The organism is Granulicella mallensis (assembly GCF_014203225.1).
GTDB classification, from domain to species: Bacteria; Acidobacteriota; Terriglobia; order Terriglobales; family Acidobacteriaceae; genus Granulicella; species Granulicella mallensis_A.
This window is the reverse complement of sequence record NZ_JACHIO010000006.1, coordinates 1-20,794: the sequence shown is the minus strand read 5'-3', so window position 1 is coordinate 20,794 and position 20,794 is coordinate 1. Positions and strand designations below refer to the sequence as shown.

Here is a 20,794-nt window from a genome sequence, read left to right as displayed (position 1 = left end):
GTTGTTTTTTCTATTTCACAGCATGGCTCTGCGGATTGTCTATAGCACCGGAGAATCGTCGTGCAGCATCGTCTTCCGGATAACCTTTACCGGGGCGAAGCCCTGGCGCATAAAGTCGTCGTGGAAGTGCTGCAGGTCGAACGCCGCACCCTGCTTCTTCTTTACGTCCTCACGCAGCTTCATGATCTCGAGCTTGCCGAGGGTGTAGTAGAGATACAGCGCATCCGAGGTGCCGCGTTTTGTCTCCATCGTGCCGATGGCGCGCGACTGGTAGCCCTCTTTGACGAAGAAGTTCACCGCATCGTCGAAGCTCATCGCCCCGCCTGTGCCGGTGTGCATGCGGATGCTGACGACGAAGCGGGCATCGCGCAGTAGCGCATCCTGAAGCTGGCCGAGGCGTATCAGCTTCGCTTCGCGCTCCGTCTTGGCTCCGAAGCCGGGCTGTCCGTAGCCTTCGTCCAGCATCATCTGCTCGCAGTAGTGGGCCCAGCCTTCGATATTGGTATTCGCCCCCAGCAGCTTGCGGATCTTCGATGGGAACTGCGGCTGCCAGAGGAACTGCACATAGTGGCCGGGATAGGCCTCATGCACGCCCGTAGAAACGATGGTGCCGATATTGAACGCTGCCATGTGCTCGGCGACGCGCTCCGGCGTCCAGTCCTTCTCCGGCAGCGTGACATTGAAATAAGCCTTGGTAGAGTGCGTCTCGAACGCTCCCGGAGGGTCCATCGAAGCCTGCGTTGTGGCGCGCATAAAGGGCGGCGTCTCTTCGAGCGTCGGCTGCACGTCGCTGGGGATCGTGATGATGTGGTGTGAGCGGATATAGCCGATCAGCGAATCGAACTCGCTGTGGAACGCGCCCAGCAACTGATCGGGCGCGGGGTGGATGGTCGCCAGCTCGGCAAGCTCCTCCTGCGGCGTCTTTGCAGGATCGATCTCCTTCGAGACCCGCGCAAACTCGGCCTGGTTCTTGTGCAGGTCGTCCATGGCGATCTGCAGCAGGCGGTCGAGCGGGATGTCGACCATCTCGTTATAGGCGAGCGCCTTCTGGAAGGTGTCTGCACCGTAGCGGAAGTCGCCATTGGAGCGGGGCAGCAGGTCGGACTTCATCCATGCCCCATAGCTCTTGAGCGCGTCGATGGCAGCCGCGTTGGTCTTGGCGAAGTCGGCCTTGGCCTTGGCGTCGTCGGCATCCTTGAAGGCTTCGGGCACGTCGCTCTGGAAGAAGCTGACGAGGCCGTCGATCTGTTCGAGGGCGATCTCGGTATAGATGTGCGGCGGGTTCTTGAGGTTCTTGCGAGCCTCGAGCAGGGCCTGCGGAATCTGCCGCTCACGCTCGACGGCGGCGCGCAGCCGCGTGTTGACCGGGGCGTAGGGCCGTTCCATGATGCTGAAGATCGAGCTGGTCACGCCGCTGGAGTAGCTGTCGGGATTCTTCTCCCAGCCGCGAATGACTTCAAGCTGCAGCAGCGTAGCGTGGACGTTGTTCATCAGGATCTGATAGTCCGCTGCGGGTTCCGCATCGAGGGCCGTGGGATCGATCTCCGCCAGCTTCTTCTCGAAGTCGTGCAGGGCCGCGGTCTCCTTCTGCACGTTGGCGGCGGAGTAGTCCTCCAGCTGGGTGTCGTACTGATGCAGCCCGGCGCCGGTGCCCGCCGTCGGCGAGAACTTGAAGTAGACCTGATCGAAGTATTGTTCGGTGAGGTAGTTGAACGTCTGCGACGCGCCGTCGGCGGAGAGGTGCTGGGCGGAGGCGGGAAGGGCAGTCAGCATGAGGGCTCCGGCGAGCGAAGCGGAGAGCAGGGTGCGCATGGGTGGAGTGTATCGAAACCGGAGCCTTCGCTGCACTTATCTGTTGTCTGTTTTTTGTTGTTGCCTGTTTTTTGCCTTTCCGGTTTGTCATTCCCGCAGGGAATCTGCTTCTGCTTTTGCTGTTGTAGTTGTTTTTGTCCTTGCCTTTCTGGTTGTCATTCCGACCCTCGAGCGAAGCGAAGGGGAGTGAACCTGCTGCCTCCCGCTCTTCGCCAGTACTGCCACAAACATCACGCGTTAGCTCGACCAGGCCCCAGCTCCAACCCACATGCTTTCTGGGTGCTTAGGATAAATCTCCTGTTACCGGGTAGTTGAATCGGACGTGCAGGCTTTGCGAAGTACCTCTTCTATGCCCGCAAGCAGGCCGGGAATAGGTTCGGGGCTGGTGTGCGTGAGATGGAGTGAGCCGTTGACTGTGACGGCTCCGAGGGTCTGCTCTCTGTCGATGCCACGTAGAGCACAGGGCGCCCAGAGGTCTGTGAGTTGTAGTGTGCCGAAGGTGCTGTCAAAGGGGATACGGCCGAGATTCGTGAACATCACCTGTGCGTTGATCAGACTTCGCTTGAGCAGATCTGCCTGTTTGGCGGTGAGGTTTGTAGATACCACTTTAGTTTGCCGATCGATCATCATCGAGATACTCTCTGGGTTTTTAACGGTAGAGAGGCCATCTCTCGCGAACCGCGCGAGATCCCAGAATGTCATCGGACCCTCTGGCGGGATCGAGATCTCACCACTGGTGAGGGAAATCATGCATTGATCTTCGAGGCCGAGGATATCGCGAACCTCGGCGGGGGACAGGATGCGGAGCGGGTGATTACGCCAGCTTTCGTCGAGAGACCTGCCTGCAAGGGTGAGAGCCGCGGAGAGGGCGGCATGGATCGTAACCCCTTCCAGGCGGCTGCGGTCCTGGAGAGCGAGGGTCTGTTCCGGTGTGAATTTAATACCGTCTACATAGGGCATTGCTGGGCGCTGCGCAACGAAAGCTGGCAGCCCTGGCTCGGTGGATGTCCTCTGTTTTGCTCCGAAGAGAGTCTCGCGGGATGCCATCAATGGCAGCTTTTCGAGGTCATGGCCACTAAGAGAGAGGAGCATGTCGCGGAGTAGAAAGATGCGGGACGAACCATCGCACACGGCGTGATGGGCGGAGAGGATGAAGATGCTCCGTTTCTCCTGATAGAGAAGGGCTGCGCGGAAGAGAGGAGACTGATCGGGCGTGAAAGGCGCATTGATCTCTTTGGCGATCTCCTGCTGCCAGCGGGCATCGGTGGATGTGACTACACGGAGGGGGATGTGCTGGTGGGCAACGTGCCGAAAGTGTGGGACACGGTTGAAGGCTGTGTCGATGCAAACGGAGAGCAATGGGTGGCGTCGTTGGATTGCGTCCAGCGCATCGCGCCATTGCTGGACGGTTGTGTGTCCGGTGATCTCGGCGGCAAGGGCTCCGTTGACAGGAAAATGCTGGCCGAAGAGGCAGTAGAGCTCTTCAAAGGCACCGAGGGGACGGAGGAGATCGCTGGTTAGAGGATCGAGTGGTTGTATCTCCTGGGAAGTCAAAGGCATCATGCATTCCTTTCCGGTTTGCAGTAAGAGAGGCATCTCTCACTGCTGCGGAGTGAAGTGTGCGTGTCCGCAAGGAATGACACCTTAAAGAAAGAATTGCAGATGCAATATCCACTCGGTATCTAAGACACAACCAGCAACTATTTATTCCCAGAAGTATTCCCGGAAAACATGTCGGAAATCTTGTGTCGGGCCAGACGTCCGGCCCTGGGCGGTACGAACAAAGAGCGGGAGACTCGGCCTGCAACGTGCCTTCGTCTTTGCTTTTGTTCTTGCTTTTCTGGTTTGTCATTCCGACCCTGAGCGAAGCCGAAGGGGAGTGAATCTGCTGTCTCCCGTTCTTCGTTCGTACCACCCAGAAAATACGAGATCTACCACAGGAGCATAGTGAGCTAACACATAGCGTTTATGGCAACACTGGCGAAAAACGGGAGACAGCAGATTCACTCGCTGCGCTCGGAATGACAACCAGAAAAGCAAAGACAAAAAACGCTATGCCCCCGCATCCAGCGCCGCCAGCAGATCCCGCGTCTCCGCGATCACCACATCCGCCTGCGCACTCGTCAGCGGCCACTTCAGGATGCCCTGCGGCGTAAGTTGCGCCCCGTTCTTCGCATTCCGCGAGACGAGCTTCATCAGTGCCCCCACGTTGACGCCCTTGCCCTCCTGCGCCGGAGCTGTATGCAGCTTGTCGCTGAAGGTGACGTACAGCATGTCGCGCATCGCCTTGATCTTCCCGGCCTGCGCGAGCGGCGCATTCGCCGGACGCACCGCCGCCGTCTCGCGAACTGCCCGTGCGACGTTGGACTCCGTGCGATTCAGCGCAGCCCGGCTGGAGAACTGCAGATTGGCCGTCTGCGGAGGCTGTCCATGACGGCCCGCGAGTGGCGGTCGCGCCATCGTAGACGGAGCCCACGCTCCATAAGCGGGACGGGCCGCTGGTTTTACCGGCGGTGCGGGCTTCTTCGCAGGCTCTTCGATTGCTGTGCGCTTGCGTTCGATCTGTGCAATGCCGAGCCGCTCGCAGGTCAGACGAATCTCTCCCGCAGCGAGCAGATGCAGCACATTCTCCGGCGGCGTTCCGTAGCGGTCCTGCAGCTCGTCGCGAACCTCGGCCAGCTCCGCCTGGGTCTGCGATCCGGCGATGCGCTTGTACATGCGCAGCCGCTGGTTCTCCTCCGCGATGTACGCATCGTCGATGCGCAGCGAGATGCCGAGGTTCACCGTCACCTGCGGCCGCTCCTCGCGTCCCTCGCCCTTCAGACGGCTCACGGCCTCTTCGAGCATCGTCGTATACATCTCGAAGCCGATGGCCTCGATGTGCCCGCTCTGCTCGCCGCCGAGCATGTTGCCCGCGCCGCGCAGTTCGAGATCCAGCGCCGCAATCTTGAAGCCCGCGCCGAGGTCGGAGAACTCCTTGAGCGCCGCCAGCCTGCGCCGTGCGATCTCCGTAAGCTGCTGCTCGGGCGGAATCAGCAGGTACGCATAGGCGCGGCGGTTGGAGCGCCCGACTCGTCCGCGCAACTGATAGAGCTCGCTCAAGCCGTGCCGGTCCGCGCGGTTGATGATGATGGTGTTCGCCTTCGAGATGTCGAGGCCGTTTTCGATAATGCTCGTCGCGCAGAGCACGTCGTACTCGCCGTCCATAAACGCGAGCATCACGCGTTCCAGCTCGGCCTCGGGCATCTGCCCGTGGCCTACGACGACGCGCGCCTGCGGCACCAGCTCGCGGATCATGGAGGCCAGCTCATAGATCGTCTCCACGCGGTTATGCACGAAGTACGTCTGCCCGCCCCGCTCCAGCTCCACCTCGACCGCAGTGCGGATTAGCTTCTCGTCGAACTTCGCGACGACCGTCTGGATGGCCATGCGGTCTTTGGGCGGCGTCTCGATCACGCTCATATCGCGCAGCCCGACCAGCGACATATTCAAAGTGCGCGGGATCGGCGTTGCCGACATCGACAGAACATCGATGGCCGCGCGCATCTGCTTCAGACGCTCCTTGTGGCGCACGCCGAAGCGCTGTTCTTCATCGACGACCAGCAGGCCGAGGTCCTGGAATTGCAGGCTCTGGGAGAGGATCGCATGCGTGCCGATCAGGATGTCGACCTTGCCCTGCGCCGTGCGCTCGAGGACGTCCTTCTTCTCCTTCGCGGTGCGGAAACGCGAGATCATCTCGACGACGACAGGGAACTTGCTGAACCGCCGCTTGAAGCTCTCGAAGTGCTGGAAGCAGAGCACCGTCGTCGGCGTGAGCACGGCGACCTGCTTGCCGTCCTGCACGGCTTTGAACGCCGCGCGCATGGCGACCTCGGTCTTGCCGTAGCCGACATCGCCGCAGAGCAGGCGATCCATCGGCTGCGTCGATTCCATGTCCGCCTTGATGTCGGCGATGGCCCGCAGCTGGTCGTCGGTCTCGTTGAAGTCGAAGGCGTCTTCGAACTCGTGCTGCATGTTGGTGTCGGGCGAAAACGCCGTGCCCACCGCGGCCTTGCGCTGCGCGTAGAGCTTCAGCAGCTCTTCGGCCATGTCCTGCATGGCCTTCTTGACCCGCGCCTTGGTCTTGGCCCAGGCTGGATTGCCGAGCCGGTTCAACTGCGGCGCGGGGCCGGTCTCGGTCGAGCGATACTTCTGGATCAGGTCGAGCCGCGTGAGCGGAACGTAAAGCTTCGCGTCATCCGCGAAGTTGAGAATCATCAGCTCCAGCGGCGGCGCGTCGGGCTGGTCGAGCGTACGCAGACCCTCATAGCGCGCAATGCCGTGCTCCACGTGCACGACATAGTCGCCCACCGCGAGATCACGGAAGTCCGAGATGAACGCTGCCGTCTTCGACCTGCGGGCCGCGGGCCGCGCATGGACATCGGCATCATCGGAGAGATCGTTGGCCCCGATGACCACGAGCTGCCGCGCTGTTGCGCGATCGAGGTCGAGAACCTGTACGCCGTTGGCAATCGCCGCGCGCACGATCACCGGTGTGCGCAGGTCTCCCGCCAGATAACTTGACTCCGAGTACACCGTCGTGGAGCCGCCCTGTTGGGGCCGCGAGCCGATGCGATAGGGCACGCCGTACTCCTGCAGCAGTCCCGCGAGCCGTTCGACTTCGCCCTGGTTCGCGGCGGCGATCAGCACGCGAGCCTCGTTCTCCATCAGCGACTTCAACTGGTCCACCAGCGCGGGGATCGAGCCGTGGAAGCGCATCGTCGGCCGCGTCGCGAACTCGATCTCGCTGGCATCGCTGCGGTCCGCGTCGAGCACATCGACGATACCGATCTGGTCGAGCTCACAGCCGGAGTACGCGCGAACGCGGTCCTGCAGCTCCCACGGCGAAAGGTACAGGTCTTCGGGCCGCACCAGCGAGCCGATGCCCGCGCGATCATGGCGCTGCTCGACCTTGTTCCACCACCGCTCGCCCTGGTTGTCCACCATCGACGGCTCTTCGATAAAGACTCGCGGTCCGTTGGCGGAAGGCGCTCCCATCAAATCAAGAAGAGAAGACTTGGCGCCCGCAACGGCCGCATAGAACTCCCAGCCGGGAAAGATGGTGGCCTCTCCGGTGCGGGTGGCGACGTGGGTGACCAGCTCGTTCGGCGTCTCGCCGCCCTCGAGCGCCGCCCCGGCGGCTGTTCCGCTGCGGGTGAGCCGCGCGTTGATGGCGGTCAGAAGTTTTTCGGTAACCGGTGTTTCGGTGAGCGGGAGCAGCAGGATCTCATCGAGTGCGGAGCTCGACCGCTGCGTATCGGGGTCGAAGCGGCGCATCGACTCGATCTCATCGCCGAAGAAGTCGATGCGTACCGGACGCTCCATCTCCGGCCCATAGACATCGAGGATGCCTCCGCGAACGGTTACCTGTCCGGGCATCTCGACCACATCCACGCGGGTATAGCCGACCGAGACCAGGTGCTCGATCAGCATCTCGGGGATGTGTTCTTCGCCCGTGCGCAGGGTAAGCGCCAGGGCCGCGTAGAAGTCCCGGGCAAAGAGCTTCATGCAGACGGCTTCGACGGGTGCGATCACCAGCTTCGCGGCTCCGCTGGCCAGCTTCCACAGCGCCGCGGCGCGTTGTTCCTGGATCTCGGGGTGCGGCGACAGGTTCTCGAACGGCAGTACGTCATGCGCGGGAAGCCGCAGAACCTCTTCGACGGCGAGCACGCCGGTCAGCTCGCAGGCCGCGAGCACCGCGGCGTGCAGGGCCTCGGCGGCCTTGTTGTCGGAGACGATCACCAGCGCCGGAGCCTGGGACGCACGGACGAAGTAGGGAAGATAGAGCGCTCGTGCGGTCGTGGTGAGTCCGGACACACGTCTCCGGCCCGTGCCGCCCGCCAGGTGGCGACGCGCACGCTCAAAAGCTGCGGAGTGCTCCATGTCCGCCATCAACTCGCGGACGAAGGGAAGAATCATGCAGGATTTAGTTTAGCAACCGATACTGCTTTGGCCCGGGATCCAGCCCCAAAGGGGCGGCATATTCCAGCCCAGGGCGAAACCTTGAATTCCGGCTCATAGCCTTTCTTTATCCCCCCACAGAATCGTCATCCTGAGCGAAGCGTCCCGGCTTTTAGGGACGCGCAGTCGAAGGACCCCGAGGGTTGCAATCCTACCCACACGCTTCGCACCTTTTCTACCTCAGGCGTTCGAGCCTGGACGTTCGTGCTGGAAAAGGTCCCAACACCATAGACGAGAGAAACTCCCTCGGGGTCCATAGCCTTTTGTTCATTCCCCACAGAATCGTCATCCTGAGCGAAGCGTCCCGGCTTTTGGGGACGCGAAGTCGAAGGACCCCGAGGGTTGCAATCCTACCCACACGCTTCGCACCTTTTCTACCTCAGGCGCTCGAGCCCGGACGTTCGTGCTGGAAAAGGTCCCAACAGCCGAGGCAAGATAAAATCCCTCGGGGTCCTTCGGCTGCGCAACTCGCAAAGTACGCGAGTTGCTTCGCTCAGGATGACGCTTCTATGGGGAGTCGAAGGAACAATCCCCCACCCTTGGTAGAATCGTGGTGATTATGCCCGCAGCTACAGGTCTTTCTCCCGAAATCCTCGCCAAGTACCAGCCCGTCATCGGACTCGAGGTCCACGTCCAGCTGCTGACGCAGTCCAAAGCCTTCTGCGGCTGCCGCAACGAGTACGGTGGCGAGCCCAACACCCACACCTGTCCCACCTGCCTCGGCCTGCCCGGCGCTTTGCCTGTGCTCAACAAGCAGGCCGTGGAGTTCGCGGTGCTCGCGGCGAAGGCCATCGGGTGCGAGATTCGCGAGACCAGTATCTTCTCGCGCAAGAACTACTTCTACCCGGACTCGCCCAAGGGCTACCAGATCTCGCAGTTCGACAAGCCGATCGCGGAGAACGGCGTCATCGTCGTGCCGGACGCGCAGGGCAATCCCAAGCGCATCGGCGTGACCCGCCTGCACATGGAAGAGGACGCCGGCAAGAGCCTGCACGACGGCTTCGCCGACTCCGTCTCGCGCACCTACATCGACCTCAACCGCTGCGGCACGCCGCTGGTGGAGATCGTCAGCGAACCCGACCTGCGCACGGCCGATGAGGTCTTCGAGTACCTGACCAAGCTCAAGGAGATCCTGCTCTACACCGCCGTCTCCGACTGCAACATGGAAGAGGGCTCGCTGCGCTGCGACGCCAACGTGAGCGTGATGCTCAAGTCCGACTGGGAGGCTCGCGGAACTGCGGCCTACGGGACCAAGGCCGAGGTCAAGAACGTCAACTCGTTCCGCTACATCCGCTCCGCCGTGGAGTACGAGATCGAGCGCCAGATCGGCGTGATCGAAGAGGGCGGCCGCGTGGTGCAGGAGTCGCGCCTCTGGAACAGCGCCGAGGGCCGCACGTTCTCCATGCGCTCCAAGGAACAGGCCCACGACTACCGTTATTTCCCCGAGCCGGACCTGCCGCCGCTGGTCGTTGGAGCGGAGTGGCAGAAGCAGATTCTCTCCGCGATGCCCGAGCTGCCCGAAGCCCGCCGCGCCCGCCTGTCCGCGGAGTATGGCCTGTCCGCACAGGACGCCGCGACGCTGACGACGACGCGCTCGCTAGGCGACCGCTTTGAAGTCGCCGCGAAGACGGCGAAGTCGCCCAAGCGTGTGGCTTCGATCCTGCTCAGCGAGATCACGATGCGGCTGCGCGCCGCCGAGATCGAGTTCGAGCAGTCCCCCGTCACGCTCGACGGCGTCGTTCTCGCCGCCGACCTTGCGGAAGCCGGAGAGATCTCGTCCAAGCAGCTCAAGCAACTGCTTGACGCCTGCTTTGCCGAGGGCAAGGACTTTGCGTACATCTACGAGCGCGACAAGCCCCAGCAGATCTCGGACACCTCGGCCATCGAGGCGATGATCGACGAGGTAATCGCCGCGAACCCCGCGCAGGTAGCCCAGTTCAAGGGCGGCAAGCGCACAGTAGCCGCGTTCTTCGTCGGGCAGGTAATGCGTCTGTCGAAGGGCCAGGCGAACCCGGCAGTTCTGAATGAGCTTGTGGTGAAAAAACTGGATGCGTAACCGCTAACGCAAAGGTGTTTTTGCTTTTGTTCTTGCTTTTCTTGTTGTCATTCCCGCAGGGAATCTGCTTTTTGCTTTTGCCTTTGCTTTTCTGGTTGTCATTCCGAGCGCAGTGAGGAACCTGCTGTCTCCTGCTCTTCGCTCGTACTACCCAGAAAAGCAAAGGCCCTCTTGATAGCGACAATGTTTGCTACAGAGCGCATTTGACGACAACAACTAGCGTCTAATCCCTCCATGCGTCCCACGCACAAGCTCGCGCTCCTCTGCACTCTTATGACAGCCACCGGTTGCCGCCACCCGTACGTCGTGCCCGAAGAGCCCATGCCGCCGGACACCGTTCTCCTCTCGCAGATGATGCGCGAGCTCTCCGCGCAACCCGGCTTCACCGACGCTCTTCTCGCCCAGATCGACAAGGGCGGCAAGAAAGGCCCGGCGCTACTGACCCCAGCGCTGATCGACGAGCTGCGCAAACGCATCCTCGGCAAGGACTGGCAAGGTCTCGACCGCTTTCCCGGCTGGACGATGCGCGAGATCAACCCGACCGTGCGCGTCGTCGGCCACGTAGCGGGCAAGAGCCCCAAGCTCGAAGCCACAGCAGCCGTCCATCCCGGCGCACGTGCCACAACAGAAGCGGCCAAACAGTTTCTCGACCTCGGCCCCTACGATCTCGACAGAAGCGAGACCGTTGAACTCGACCGTCCATCCACCCTGCCAGGCTTTACGACCGATGGCCTGGTCACCACCCTTGGCGCAGGCGTCACACGTGGTGACGGCCCGAACGACCTCGCTCCTGAACACACCGAAAGCCAGCGACTTGCCGACGTGCTGAATCGGCTTTCGGCCAATCTCCTACCGGGCTCGACACTCTTCGCCGCAAAAGTGCAGGGCCACTCCGCAAATTCTCCGCAGGACCTGATCGCTGCACTGGTAGCGACCGGCCACGAGGTCACGGTCGGCGACGCTCGCTACTTCGCCAACTTCGGCCACTTTCACTACCAGGGCAAAGACGTGATGATGCCCTTCTGGGTGAACTCACAGATCGTCGTACCCCACTCCGGCGGCCGTCCATTGCTCATCCCCGTCTCGCACGCCGAGTACGAGTGGCACATCCGCGGGCCCCACCTCAACGCCGATGTCAGTTACTATTTCGGCATCGACGGCAAGAGCGAGTGGCGCACGATGGATACGCTCGATCAGCCCTGGGTGCTGAAGCGCAACGCACATGAGTATCGCGGTGCCGATGCGGTGGAGGTCACGCGGCTCGCTGGGTTGCTGACCGTCGCTTACATGCACCAGCACGATACGCGACCCGAGCTGCCCTTCGGTGGCTACTATGCTCTCGGTGTTTGTCAGGACGGCGTCTCGGCCATCGAGCAGAAGATGACGGGCCGCGTTACGCTCTTTCCTAACACCGCCGACAGCTCGCTCTTCAACGATCCGCGCGATGCCGAGATCAACGCCCTGATTGCCGCGATACCGAAGGACCGCGCCGGTGCGGAGCCTGAGCCTGAACGCATCTTTGGTTCTCTGCCGGCAGCGCCTGCGGCATCTCCAGATCAAGCCTTCAACGCCATTACGATTCCGGGGCTCGCCGACGATCTGAATGCGACCTACAAGGCATGGCAGGACGGAACGCTTGAGCGCACAGGCTCTACATGGAGGCTGGTGCTAAAGGTTCTTCTGGCGCTGGCGTTTGTTGGCGGAGCTTTTGTTGGTATCCGCAAACTCCGGCATTGAATTTGTAGGCTGTTCAGAAGCAGGCACCCGGTCGTCGCTTTTGCCTTTCTGGTTGTCATTCCGAGCGCAGCGAGCGAACCTGCTGTCTCCCGTTCTTTGGTTGCGGAACCCAGAAAACACACGGGCTGGAACTGAAACGAGCTGGTTTGCGCTAATAGATAGCGCTTGTGGCGACAATGGCGAAAAGCGGGAGACAGCAGGTTCGCTCGCTGCGCTCGGAATGACAACCAGAAAGGCAAAGACAAAGGCTTGGCAACGCAATAGCATTCCTCACGCTCCTACCCAGTGGGAGGTTTCACCCAATGGCAACCACGAAGAAAGCAGCAAAGAAGACTTCCGCGAAGAAGACCTCAACGAAGAAGGCAGCCAGCAAGAAAGCCCCAGCGAAGAAAACCGCTGCGAAAAAGTCACCGGCTAAGAAGACTTCGGCAAAGAAGTCCACCCGCAAGTACAGCCCCGCCGCCGGCAAGCAGGTTGAGACTGAAATGCACGAGATGAAGCGCGGCAAGCTGAAGAGCGGCCGCAGCGGCAAGAAGGTCACCAGCCGCAAGCAGGCTATTGCCATCGGGCTTTCCGAAGCACGCAAGAAAGGCGCCAAGGTGCCTGCGAAGAAGTCGTAGCGCTTCGTCTACTACCTCAAAATTGTCATCTCGACCGGAGGCAGCGCTTTTTGCCGCTGGAGTGGAGAGATGACAAGGTGGAGGCGATTTGAATGAGCAAAAACTTCTAACGACTATCTTTCGTCTTCATCCCTTGCAACCGCGCGCACTCCGTGCAGTTGGGCAAACTCGGTCCTGGGCAGCCGCATCTGTGGCGCATAGCTTCCATAGACGCTGATGTGGAAGCATGCCTGTTGGAACTCTTCTTCCACGTCCAGCTTTCCGGCCTGCATCAGAGGCAGCAGGTAACTGCGCATCCACGCGATCTCTTCGAGGCTCATGCCGTGCTTGCCGAAGTCGATGGCCTGCCCCGTGAGATGTGGCGATGCTACATCGCCTTCGATGGAGGCGGCATTGCCGTTCACGCGTTGCAGACGAAGTTGATAGGCCACGGTGCGTACGGCCGAGTTCAAGTGCAGCGGCTCATGAAAGCGTGCGTAGAAAGCGCGTGAGGTGTCGGTTACGAACTTCACGGTCCAGGGCCGGGCATAGCGGCGATTGTAGGGAAGCGCCTCGTTGACGGCTAGTCCCGGAGTATCCGGAAAGCCTACGAGCAGATGTTGCGCGCGCATGCGGTCCAGGTCGGTGTCATCCTGGATTCGCGAGAGTCCGGCGGCATCGGCCATGCGGTTCTGGTGGACGAGAATCTCGCGCGTACCTTTGAGCGGCGCGGGAACGATAAGCCTGCCCTCACGCGTGTAGAGCGGAACAGCCAGGGGACGGATGACTTCATCGGGCGACGGACGCTGTCCGGGCCGCTCGGCGTCGGCGAGGGTCTCCTGCTTTACAGGAATATCCGAATCGTCGGCGGAGACCTCTATCGGCGGAGTAGAGGGTAAGACACGCAGGATCGGTGCGGGCTGCTGCTGCCTCGTCGCTTCGATCGGGGCACTGTGCATGGGCAGCCGTTCGTCGTCGTCCGGATGCGACTCGCCCTGCGCGAAGACTTCATGCGATGAGGGCAACGCAGTCGCTACCTCATCTGTTCCACTTCCACTGCTGCGTTCTCTGTGGGGTGCTGCGGGAGCTTGCTTTACTGCTGTATTCGCTACACGTACAGGTTCGCGGCGTGTCTCAACCGGATACCGCTCCGCGATCTCCGGCCTGACGGCGGTTCTGCTGTGCGTTCTCTGTCGAGATCCCGTGCGATACATCACGACGGGATCATCCACCATCTTCGGTTCGCTCTTTCCACGGCGTCTGTTCTGAGCGCGAGATCTGGAGGAGGTTCCTGGTCTTTGGGTGTCCCTGGATTTAACCGAGGCTCTGTCGGAGTTTCTTCCCGTGCTCTTCGACGCGGTCGCCCCACTCCGCTTTCCGGCTGTTCTCCCGGAGCGCTTGCCCGCGGACCTCTGCAATTCGAGCCTGCCCTTCGTTGCGGAGGACCCGGCACTTTGGACGGCTGTGGAGTGGCGCAGACGTGGGGTATGAGTTGCCGCGAAGGCTGAGAGGGTGCCTGCGGTAAAGGCGAGGACGAGCAGCAGCGCCTTTGCACGCGCGGAACCCCTTGCATGCGCGGAGCACGTCAGGGCAGCGAGAGAACGCTGTAAGTTCGTCATCGATCGATTTTCATAAGGTGGCCGCGAAGCCGCCGGAGCCCTTTCAGGCTATCGGTCGAGGGGCCTCGGCGGTAGTAGCGTTGTTGGTTCTCCGGGACGGTTTCATTGGAGCAGGAAGAATTTTGGTGTCCGCATATTTTCGCGATACAGTGAGGGAGACTTACCCGGAGACCTACGCACGATGCCGATTTCGAAGACTTTGCAAGCCACCGCGCTTACTCTCGCCTTTGCTGGCCTTGTTGGGAGCGCTGCACTTTGGCGTCCGAACCCGGTCTCCGCCCACGCGGATCCCGCGCCCGATACAGAGGCCTTCTACACCCAGAAGGTGCAGCCGATTCTGCAGACCAACTGCTATCGCTGCCACGGCGGCATCAACCATCGCGGTGGGCTACAGATCGACACGAAGGCCGGCCTGCTGAAGGGTGGACACGACGGTGCTGTCATCGTTCCGGGTCATGCCGATCAATCGCTGCTGATTAAGCTCATCAACCACGCCGGTCCCGCGAACGATCCCATGCCGATGCCGCCCAAGGACAAGCTCTCCGATGCCGACATCGCCACGGTCACGCAGTGGATCCAGGCGGGAGCGATGATGCCTGCGGAAGCGGCAAAGTAGCAGGAAGACCACTGATTCGGGTGCCCCATCCTCGACGCGCGTTTTTTGCGCGGCAGGGTGGGGTATCGTTTGCGGTAGCAAACGACCGCACTCTCCAATACAGGCACCATATCTGCTACAAGCCGAAAGCGGTCGTGCTTTCGCACGATACCCCTGACGCAGAGCGCGCTTCGAAGATTTGTGGGATTCGCTTAGCGTCCATACCCCTGACGCAGAGCGCGCTTCGAAGATTTGTGGGATTCGCTTAGCGTCTATACCCCTGACGCAGAGCGCGCTTCGAAGATTTGTGGGATTCGCTTAGCGTCTATACCCCACCCTGCCGCGCAAAAAACGCGCGTCGAGAATGGGGCACCCGGTTGTGCTTGTTTATCTCTTCAGGAAAATCTATTTAATACGCTCGCTGATACATCTTCGACATGCGATCGTGCCAACCTAGCCGCTCATCGTCCAGGAAGGCCCATGCGAGCCCGATGCCCAGGGGGCAGGCTGCCAGCAGCATCGCCAGAACGCGGCGGCGCATGGCCTTGCGCGAGGGGTTGGCGTCGCCGAAGGTGCAGAGTGCGATGCGGGCGTAGCGCATGCCCGGTGTCGCTTCCGCGAGCGAGAGAAACAGTAGCTGGAAGATTACGAACAGCGCCAGCAATACTCCTGCTGTGGTGACTCCCAGGAGCGGCAGTGACAGGGCGCGGAGGTTCGGTCCAGCCACCTTGGCTACCACTGCCGCGAAGCCCAGAAATGCGATTCCAATGCAGCCGGTGTCGATGCTGGCGGCCATGAGCCGAAGCTCCAGCGGCGCGGTCTGTGGCTGCAGCGTGAAGTGATGCTGCGCCTCGGCGGGCGGCGCATGGGTGGCGACCTTGTTGGGGTCCAGAAATAGTCCCTGCCACTCGGGTGCGCCCGAAAACTCTGTGGCTTCCGGCTCGATTGAAATCTGTTCGGGCTCCACCTCGAAGATCCGCAGCTGCGGCTCAACGGGAGCGTCCTCACGCAGCGGCCCTTCGGCCAGCCGGGGGCGTGCCTTGCGCGAAGCTACCAACTGACGAGGAAACTCGATCAGGTTGCCGGGGATCGGCTGGGCCTCGATGAGGTGCAGTTCGAACTCCGGCGCACGGCGGAACTCGATCTCCTGGTCCAACTGGTCGAGTTCGTCCTCGCCGTCGGCAGGGTGGACATGATGCGAGCGCGACTGTGACTGAGTCATGTCCGTTGCGGAACGGGCTGCTCCAATGTCGTCGTACATCCGTACCGTCAGGCTGCCGGAGGGCCTTTCTGCTACGGCTTCAATCCTTGGCTCTTCGAAGACGACTTCGCGCGGTCCTGGCCGGGATTCAAGCTGTGCTTCGGCCTCGGACTGGTTCCACTGGTCGAGCTCCTCCATCAACTTCATCTGGGCTTCGGCGACGGCCCTGGCGTTCCGGGCGGCGATCTCCGCTTCGGCCTGCGCCTGCTGCGAGGCCCGTTCGGCCTCGGCGGCGAGAAATTCGCGATAACTTACGCTGTGTTCGTAGCGGGCGGCTACAGCCTCGCGGATGCGCGACGTTCCACTGCGGGCCTGGTTCCGGATCTGGGCTGTCGCTCGCTCGCGCTCGGCTTCCAGGGCCAGTTCCTGGGCCCTGCGGCTGCGATGCGCGGCCAGCCGTTCGGCTACCACCTGTTTCAGGCCACTGACGCTATCCGTTCCTGTGGCGCGGTAGTCCAACCCTTCAGCGATCTCGTCTTGCTGCGCCGCACTGCTCATGCTCAATTTCAAACTCCCAGGGTCTAAAACGTACAATCCGCCGCCTCACCTGAACTCATTTGATGTTCATGGCAGCGACTTGCAACCATGAAATCGTCTAAGCTCAAACTTGTGGACGGTCTCACTCAAGCCCCCAGCGGCAAACGAATTCGACAGCGCTGCCTTGCGATGCAACTGGTGCTTCTGTTCATAACTACCATTCTCGCGCCCCTGGGTCATCAACATCTAGAGGCTCAGGAGGTGGCGAGGGAGGAACCTCCTGTTGCCGCGAGCCCATCCGCGAGCCAAGTGGCGCTGCCTGAAGCGCCTACCCCACAGCAGGACGGGCCGCTGGATCTGGCGCAGATTCCTCACGCCACGCCGTTCTCTCCCGGCAAAGCCCCCGACCGTGCCGTGCTCGAATCCGACAACCCTCAGACCAGGACTGGCGATCTCTATGCAGCCTCTGGCAATGTCGTCATCACCTATCGCGACCACATCATCTACGCGGACTCCGTGACCTATGACAAGTCTACGGGCGAGGTCAACGCCACAGGGCACGTGAAGGTGATCGGTGGAGAAAACGACGAGCATATCGAAGCCTCGCATGGAACCTACAACCTGCATACCGGCACCGGCCGCTTCTACGATGTCTCCGGCTCGGTCGGGTTGGGGAAAACCAACGCAAAAGAGTCGGTCGTTACTCCGGTCATTACCTCTACCTCCGCAACCGGCGGGAGAACCGGACCCCGGTCGGCTGGCTACCAGAACTCGAACCCGTTCCTCTTTGAAGGGCGCATCGTCGTCAAGACCGGGCCGGAGAACTATGACGTCTACGACGGCGCGGTAACCTCGTGCCTTCTGCCCAACCCGGACTGGCAGCTCTTCGCCAACCACTTCAACATGGATGGCGATAAAGCGAAGGCTTACAGCTCCAACTTCAGGCTGCTGGGCATCCCTGTGTTCTATCTGCCTTACGTGACGCATCCCGTCGATGCCGACGAGCGCCAATCAGGCCTGTTGATTCCGACGATCGGCTATTCGAGCGCCAGTAAGGACACCGGCTCGAAGGGATTCACGATCGGCGAACAGGCCTACCTTACGCTGGGCCGCTCGGCTGATTTGACGGTTGGAACGCTGTACTACTCGCTGCGCGGCTTTTCTGAGAACGGCACCTTCCGCTACCGGGGCCCGGGCGACGACTTTCTTACCGCCCACTTCTCCGCGCTGCAGGACCGTGGTTTTACCTCGGCTGCAGGCCTCTATCAGAACCAGGGCGGCCAGGACATCACCGTCGGCTACCGGAAGCAGCTCACGACGACCACCCGCGCTGTCGTCGACGCCGAGTACCTCAGCTCCTACATCTACCGCGAGGTCTTTACAGAGAACTTCAACCAGGCTGTCAGCTCCGACATTACCTCGACTCTTTACCTGATGCACGAGCGCAACGGATTCGCGCTGGATGGCCGGGTCGATCGCTATCAGGGGCTCAAGGTGGTGCCCATTGGCACCACGCCCGGAGAAGAGGTAAAGATCTTCCACGCGCCTTCGATCGATCTTTCGGCGGACGATCACCGGATCGAGGGAACCCCTCTACTCTGGGACCTGGATACCTCGGTCGCAGCCCTGAAGCGTACGCAGCCTGACTTTGCTTCAGCCGGCATGACCGAACGCGTCGATGTCCATCCGGAGCTGTCCCTGCCCCTGCACCTGGAAGGCTGGAACGTGATGTCGAGCCTGGGTGCGCGCGATACGTTCTACTCTCGATCGCGCCAGGCTCCCTATGGTGCCAATGCAACTCCCATCGAACTGACCCAGACGGTCAACCGCAGCGATTTCGAAGCCACCGTGGACATTCGTCCCCCTGTCCTCGAACGCACCTTTACCGTTCCGGCCCGGTTCCGGAAGCTCCTGGGCGATAAGGTTCGTCATACGATCGAGCCGGACATTACCTATCGTGACGTGCAAGGGATCAGCAACTTCCTCAATATCCTCCGCTTCGACGACATCGATCTGGCCAGCAATACCGACGAGCTCGCGTACGGCGTTACGCAGCATCTCTACTTCCGTCCACGGCCTAAGTCGAAGAAGGCTGCTCCGAAGCCCGGCTGTCCTGTGCCGGAGGCTGGCACCGAGCAGTCGACAGGGGACTCTGACGGCGGGGCGAACCTGCCCGATGTCTTCAACCCCACGCCGCAAGCTGCTAACAACGACGCCAATGGGATTCCTAACGCCTGGGCCTCCGCGCCCGATGTGCCTCTACGCACGCATGGTCACCACCCCGACCCCTGTGCGCCCGACGCAGCCCCGGCCAACCCACCGCAGCAGGAGTGGTTCAGTTGGAGGCTGGAGCAGAAGCACTTCTTCAATCAGACCTTTGGCGGTGCGGTGATCGATCGCCGCCGGAATATCTTCGACAGCACCCTCTCCTTCTCCGGTGTGGCCTTTCTCACCGAGCCGCGCAGCACCTCTCCGCTGATCTCGCGCATGCGCTTCCGCACCTCCGGCCATACCGACATTGAGTACGACTTCGACTACGACACCGGCGCAACGAAGTTCACCAGCCAGAATGTCTTCCTCGACGTTCACTCCAGCCGTTTCTTTGGCGGATTCTCCTATGCCCGCCTGAATGCGCCGGGCCGCTTCTACACCGAGGTCATCGACACTACGACCAATACCGCTACGGGATTGACCAGTTCGGCGGTCTCGAACTTCTCGCAGATGCGGGTCCTGCTCGGTTACGGTACGCCCAGCAAGCCCGGGCTCTCCGCGGCGGTGGGTTCAGGAATCGATCTGAACCTCGGCAGCGCCCAGTACATCACCGTGCAGACCGGCTACAACTGGAACTGCTGCGGGCTGAGCGTGGAGTATCGCAAGTACGACTTCGGCACCATCCGTAACGAAGGCACCCCCAGCTTCAGCTTTACGCTGGCCAATATCGGTAGCGCCGGCAACCTGCGGCGCAACCAGAGCTTGTTCTAGGGGCTGCCTGCTCATCCAAACTGCAAACGCCGGGTGCGCGAAGGACGCCAAGTTTGCGCAGAGTTTCCTTTGCGTCAGCTTGGCGTACCCAGCGCACTCAGCGTTTGCAGTTTGATGACGCACCCTAGCCAAAATTTTGGGGAAGCGGCAGGGAACCGGGCTCTGAGATAATCAATCATTGTGTTTAAGCCCTCGCGCCTGTCCGCCGTCCTCTTCGCCACACTCCTGACTACGCTCGGCTGTCACGCGCAAAGTCCCGCTAGTCCCGCCAGTTCGCCAGCTATCGCCGCTCCTGTCGTAGGCAAGCCTCTTTCACCGGAGTTGGCCCGTCGCGTTGAGGTCCTGCTGCGCCAGAAGGCACCGCTTCCTCCCGGGTCGACCATCCAGGTCGGCGTGCCGGCCTCTTCGGAGTTTCCGGGCTATAGCTTGATCAGCGTCACCTTCTCGAATGACGGCAAGAGCTCCCGCCCCATCAACTTTCTGATCTCGGCCGATGGCAAGACGCTGGCACAGTTCACCAAGTTCGACATCTCTGCGGATCCGAAGAATCTCGTCTCGGCTGAGGGCCGTCCCGCTCGCGGTGGCCCGGTCACGGCGCCCGTTCTGATCGTCGGCTTCGATGATCTGGAATGCCCCTTCTGCGCGCGGCTGCATGAGAGCATCTTTCCCGCGATGATCAATCGCTACGGGGATAAGGTTCGCATCGTCTATAAGGACTTTCCGCTGGACACGATCCATCCCTGGGCCGAGCACGCCGCCGTCGATGTGAACTGCATCGGCGCACAGTCTCCTGTCGGCTACTGGAACCTTGTGGATGGCATTCACGCGCACGCCTCGGATATCGGCACCTCTGACGATCCCAAGGACACGCAGAAGACCCTGGCCAACGCGACCGCGCAACTCGATAAGCTGACTCGCGAACAGGGCAAGCTGCAGAAGGTCGACGCGGTGAAGCTGGACGCCTGCCTCGCCAAACAGGACACTGCTTCCGTCGATGCTTCGAAGGCTGTTGGTGTTTCGCTCGGCCTTGAGGAAGCTCCGACCTTGTTCATCAACGGGGACAAGGTCAGCGGTGCTCTTCCGGTCGAGTTCATCTTCGGCATCATCGACGATGCTCTCCGTGCTCAAGGGCTGACGCCGCCCCCGCCGTATGTGGCTCCCACGACGACCGCTTCTGTGGCCGGAGGGAAGTAGAGCACTTTAGATAAGTATTTCTGGCGGGATCACGAGCGTTCAGAAATGAATAGCTGACATGGTAACAAGAATCGGAAGGGCACGGTTTCAACCGTGCCGAAAATGGCAGCTAAAGGCATGTACCACTCTGCCGAAGGCTGGAGTGAAGGCGAAGCCGAAACGACTGAATCGCTCTCTTTCGTTCCGGCAAAGAGGTTACCATTCGCCCTCGGAACTGAAGGTGCGGCTCGGCGGTGTATCCGTTGCCATTCCTTTTTGCAGTAGAGGCTCTTCAACAGAAGGCAATTTCGTCGTTATGGCTTCGCCTTCACTCCAGCCTTCGGCAGAGTGGTGTTGGATGGTTGCCCAGCTTTTGCGGCATGGCTGAACAGGCTGCGGAAAAAGGGTGTTACCGCTGCGTGTTTGTTCCTGTAATGAAGGAAGAGGGTTTTTCAGCCTTTGCTTTTGTGGGTGTAACGCGGT

The 20,794-nt window shown here is 61.1% G+C and carries 13 protein-coding genes; 7 read left to right on the top strand and 6 right to left on the bottom strand.

Annotation, left to right across the window (positions count from 1 at the left end):
- Window positions 1-39: 39 nt before the first annotated feature.
- The 3 genes from HDF15_RS07970 to mfd form a co-directional block, all read right to left on the bottom strand.
- Window positions 40-1,812 carry a DUF885 domain-containing protein gene (locus HDF15_RS07970; protein WP_184254440.1) on the bottom strand — a complete coding sequence of 591 codons (1,773 nt, stop codon included), beginning with the start codon at window positions 1,810-1,812 and terminating at the stop codon, window positions 40-42.
- 300 nt (window positions 1,813-2,112) lie between these two features.
- Window positions 2,113-3,375 carry a condensation domain-containing protein gene (locus tag HDF15_RS07965; protein ID WP_184254438.1) on the bottom strand — a complete coding sequence of 421 codons (1,263 nt, stop codon included), beginning with the start codon at window positions 3,373-3,375 and terminating at the stop codon, window positions 2,113-2,115.
- Window positions 3,376-3,864: 489 nt separating this feature from the next.
- Window positions 3,865-7,770, bottom strand: a complete 3,906-nt coding sequence (mfd, locus tag HDF15_RS07960; RefSeq protein ID WP_184254436.1) for a transcription-repair coupling factor — start codon at window positions 7,768-7,770, stop codon at window positions 3,865-3,867.
- Between the two features lie 601 nt (window positions 7,771-8,371).
- Here mfd and gatB point away from each other — a divergent pair.
- From gatB to HDF15_RS07945, 3 genes are all read left to right on the top strand, one after another.
- Window positions 8,372-9,868 carry an Asp-tRNA(Asn)/Glu-tRNA(Gln) amidotransferase subunit GatB gene (gene gatB / locus HDF15_RS07955; protein WP_184254434.1) on the top strand — a complete coding sequence of 499 codons (1,497 nt, stop codon included), beginning with the start codon at window positions 8,372-8,374 and terminating at the stop codon, window positions 9,866-9,868.
- Window positions 9,869-10,102: 234 nt separating this feature from the next.
- Window positions 10,103-11,605 (top strand): hypothetical protein, encoded by a 1,503-nt coding sequence (locus HDF15_RS07950; RefSeq protein WP_184254432.1) that lies wholly within the window; start codon window positions 10,103-10,105, stop codon window positions 11,603-11,605.
- Between the two features lie 302 nt (window positions 11,606-11,907).
- Window positions 11,908-12,225: a DUF6496 domain-containing protein gene (locus tag HDF15_RS07945; protein WP_184254430.1), complete on the top strand. Its 318-nt coding sequence runs from the start codon at window positions 11,908-11,910 to the stop codon at window positions 12,223-12,225.
- A gap of 113 nt (window positions 12,226-12,338) precedes the next feature.
- Here the strand turns inward: HDF15_RS07945 and HDF15_RS07940 are convergent, their stop codons facing one another.
- Window positions 12,339-13,439 carry a DUF5715 family protein gene (locus HDF15_RS07940; RefSeq protein ID WP_184254428.1) on the bottom strand — a complete coding sequence of 367 codons (1,101 nt, stop codon included), beginning with the start codon at window positions 13,437-13,439 and terminating at the stop codon, window positions 12,339-12,341.
- A 67-nt stretch (window positions 13,440-13,506) separates the two neighbouring features.
- Here HDF15_RS07940 and HDF15_RS07935 point away from each other — a divergent pair, with 67 nt between their 5' ends.
- Window positions 13,507-13,695, top strand: coding sequence for a hypothetical protein (locus HDF15_RS07935; protein WP_184254426.1), 189 nt, complete (start codon window positions 13,507-13,509; stop codon window positions 13,693-13,695).
- 309 nt (window positions 13,696-14,004) lie between these two features.
- Window positions 14,005-14,439, top strand: a complete 435-nt coding sequence (locus HDF15_RS07930; RefSeq protein WP_184254424.1) for a c-type cytochrome domain-containing protein — start codon at window positions 14,005-14,007, stop codon at window positions 14,437-14,439.
- A gap of 388 nt (window positions 14,440-14,827) precedes the next feature.
- On the opposite strand, the gene HDF15_RS07925 is transcribed toward HDF15_RS07930, so the two are convergent.
- Window positions 14,828-16,177 (bottom strand): RDD family protein, encoded by a 1,350-nt coding sequence (locus HDF15_RS07925; protein WP_260330956.1) that lies wholly within the window; start codon window positions 16,175-16,177, stop codon window positions 14,828-14,830.
- 288 nt (window positions 16,178-16,465) lie between these two features.
- Between HDF15_RS07925 and HDF15_RS07920 the strand changes: the two genes are divergently transcribed.
- Together HDF15_RS07920 and HDF15_RS07915 are read left to right on the top strand one after the other, a co-directional pair.
- Window positions 16,466-19,138 carry an LPS-assembly protein LptD gene (locus HDF15_RS07920; protein ID WP_184254420.1) on the top strand — a complete coding sequence of 891 codons (2,673 nt, stop codon included), beginning with the start codon at window positions 16,466-16,468 and terminating at the stop codon, window positions 19,136-19,138.
- 180 nt (window positions 19,139-19,318) lie between these two features.
- Complete coding sequence (locus HDF15_RS07915; protein ID WP_184254418.1) at window positions 19,319-20,332, top strand: thioredoxin domain-containing protein; 1,014 nt, start codon at window positions 19,319-19,321, stop codon at window positions 20,330-20,332.
- 195 nt (window positions 20,333-20,527) lie between these two features.
- Here HDF15_RS07915 and HDF15_RS07910 read toward each other — a convergent pair.
- Window positions 20,528-20,794 (bottom strand): hypothetical protein (locus HDF15_RS07910; RefSeq protein WP_184254416.1); only part of this gene is annotated, 267 nt, incomplete at its 5' end.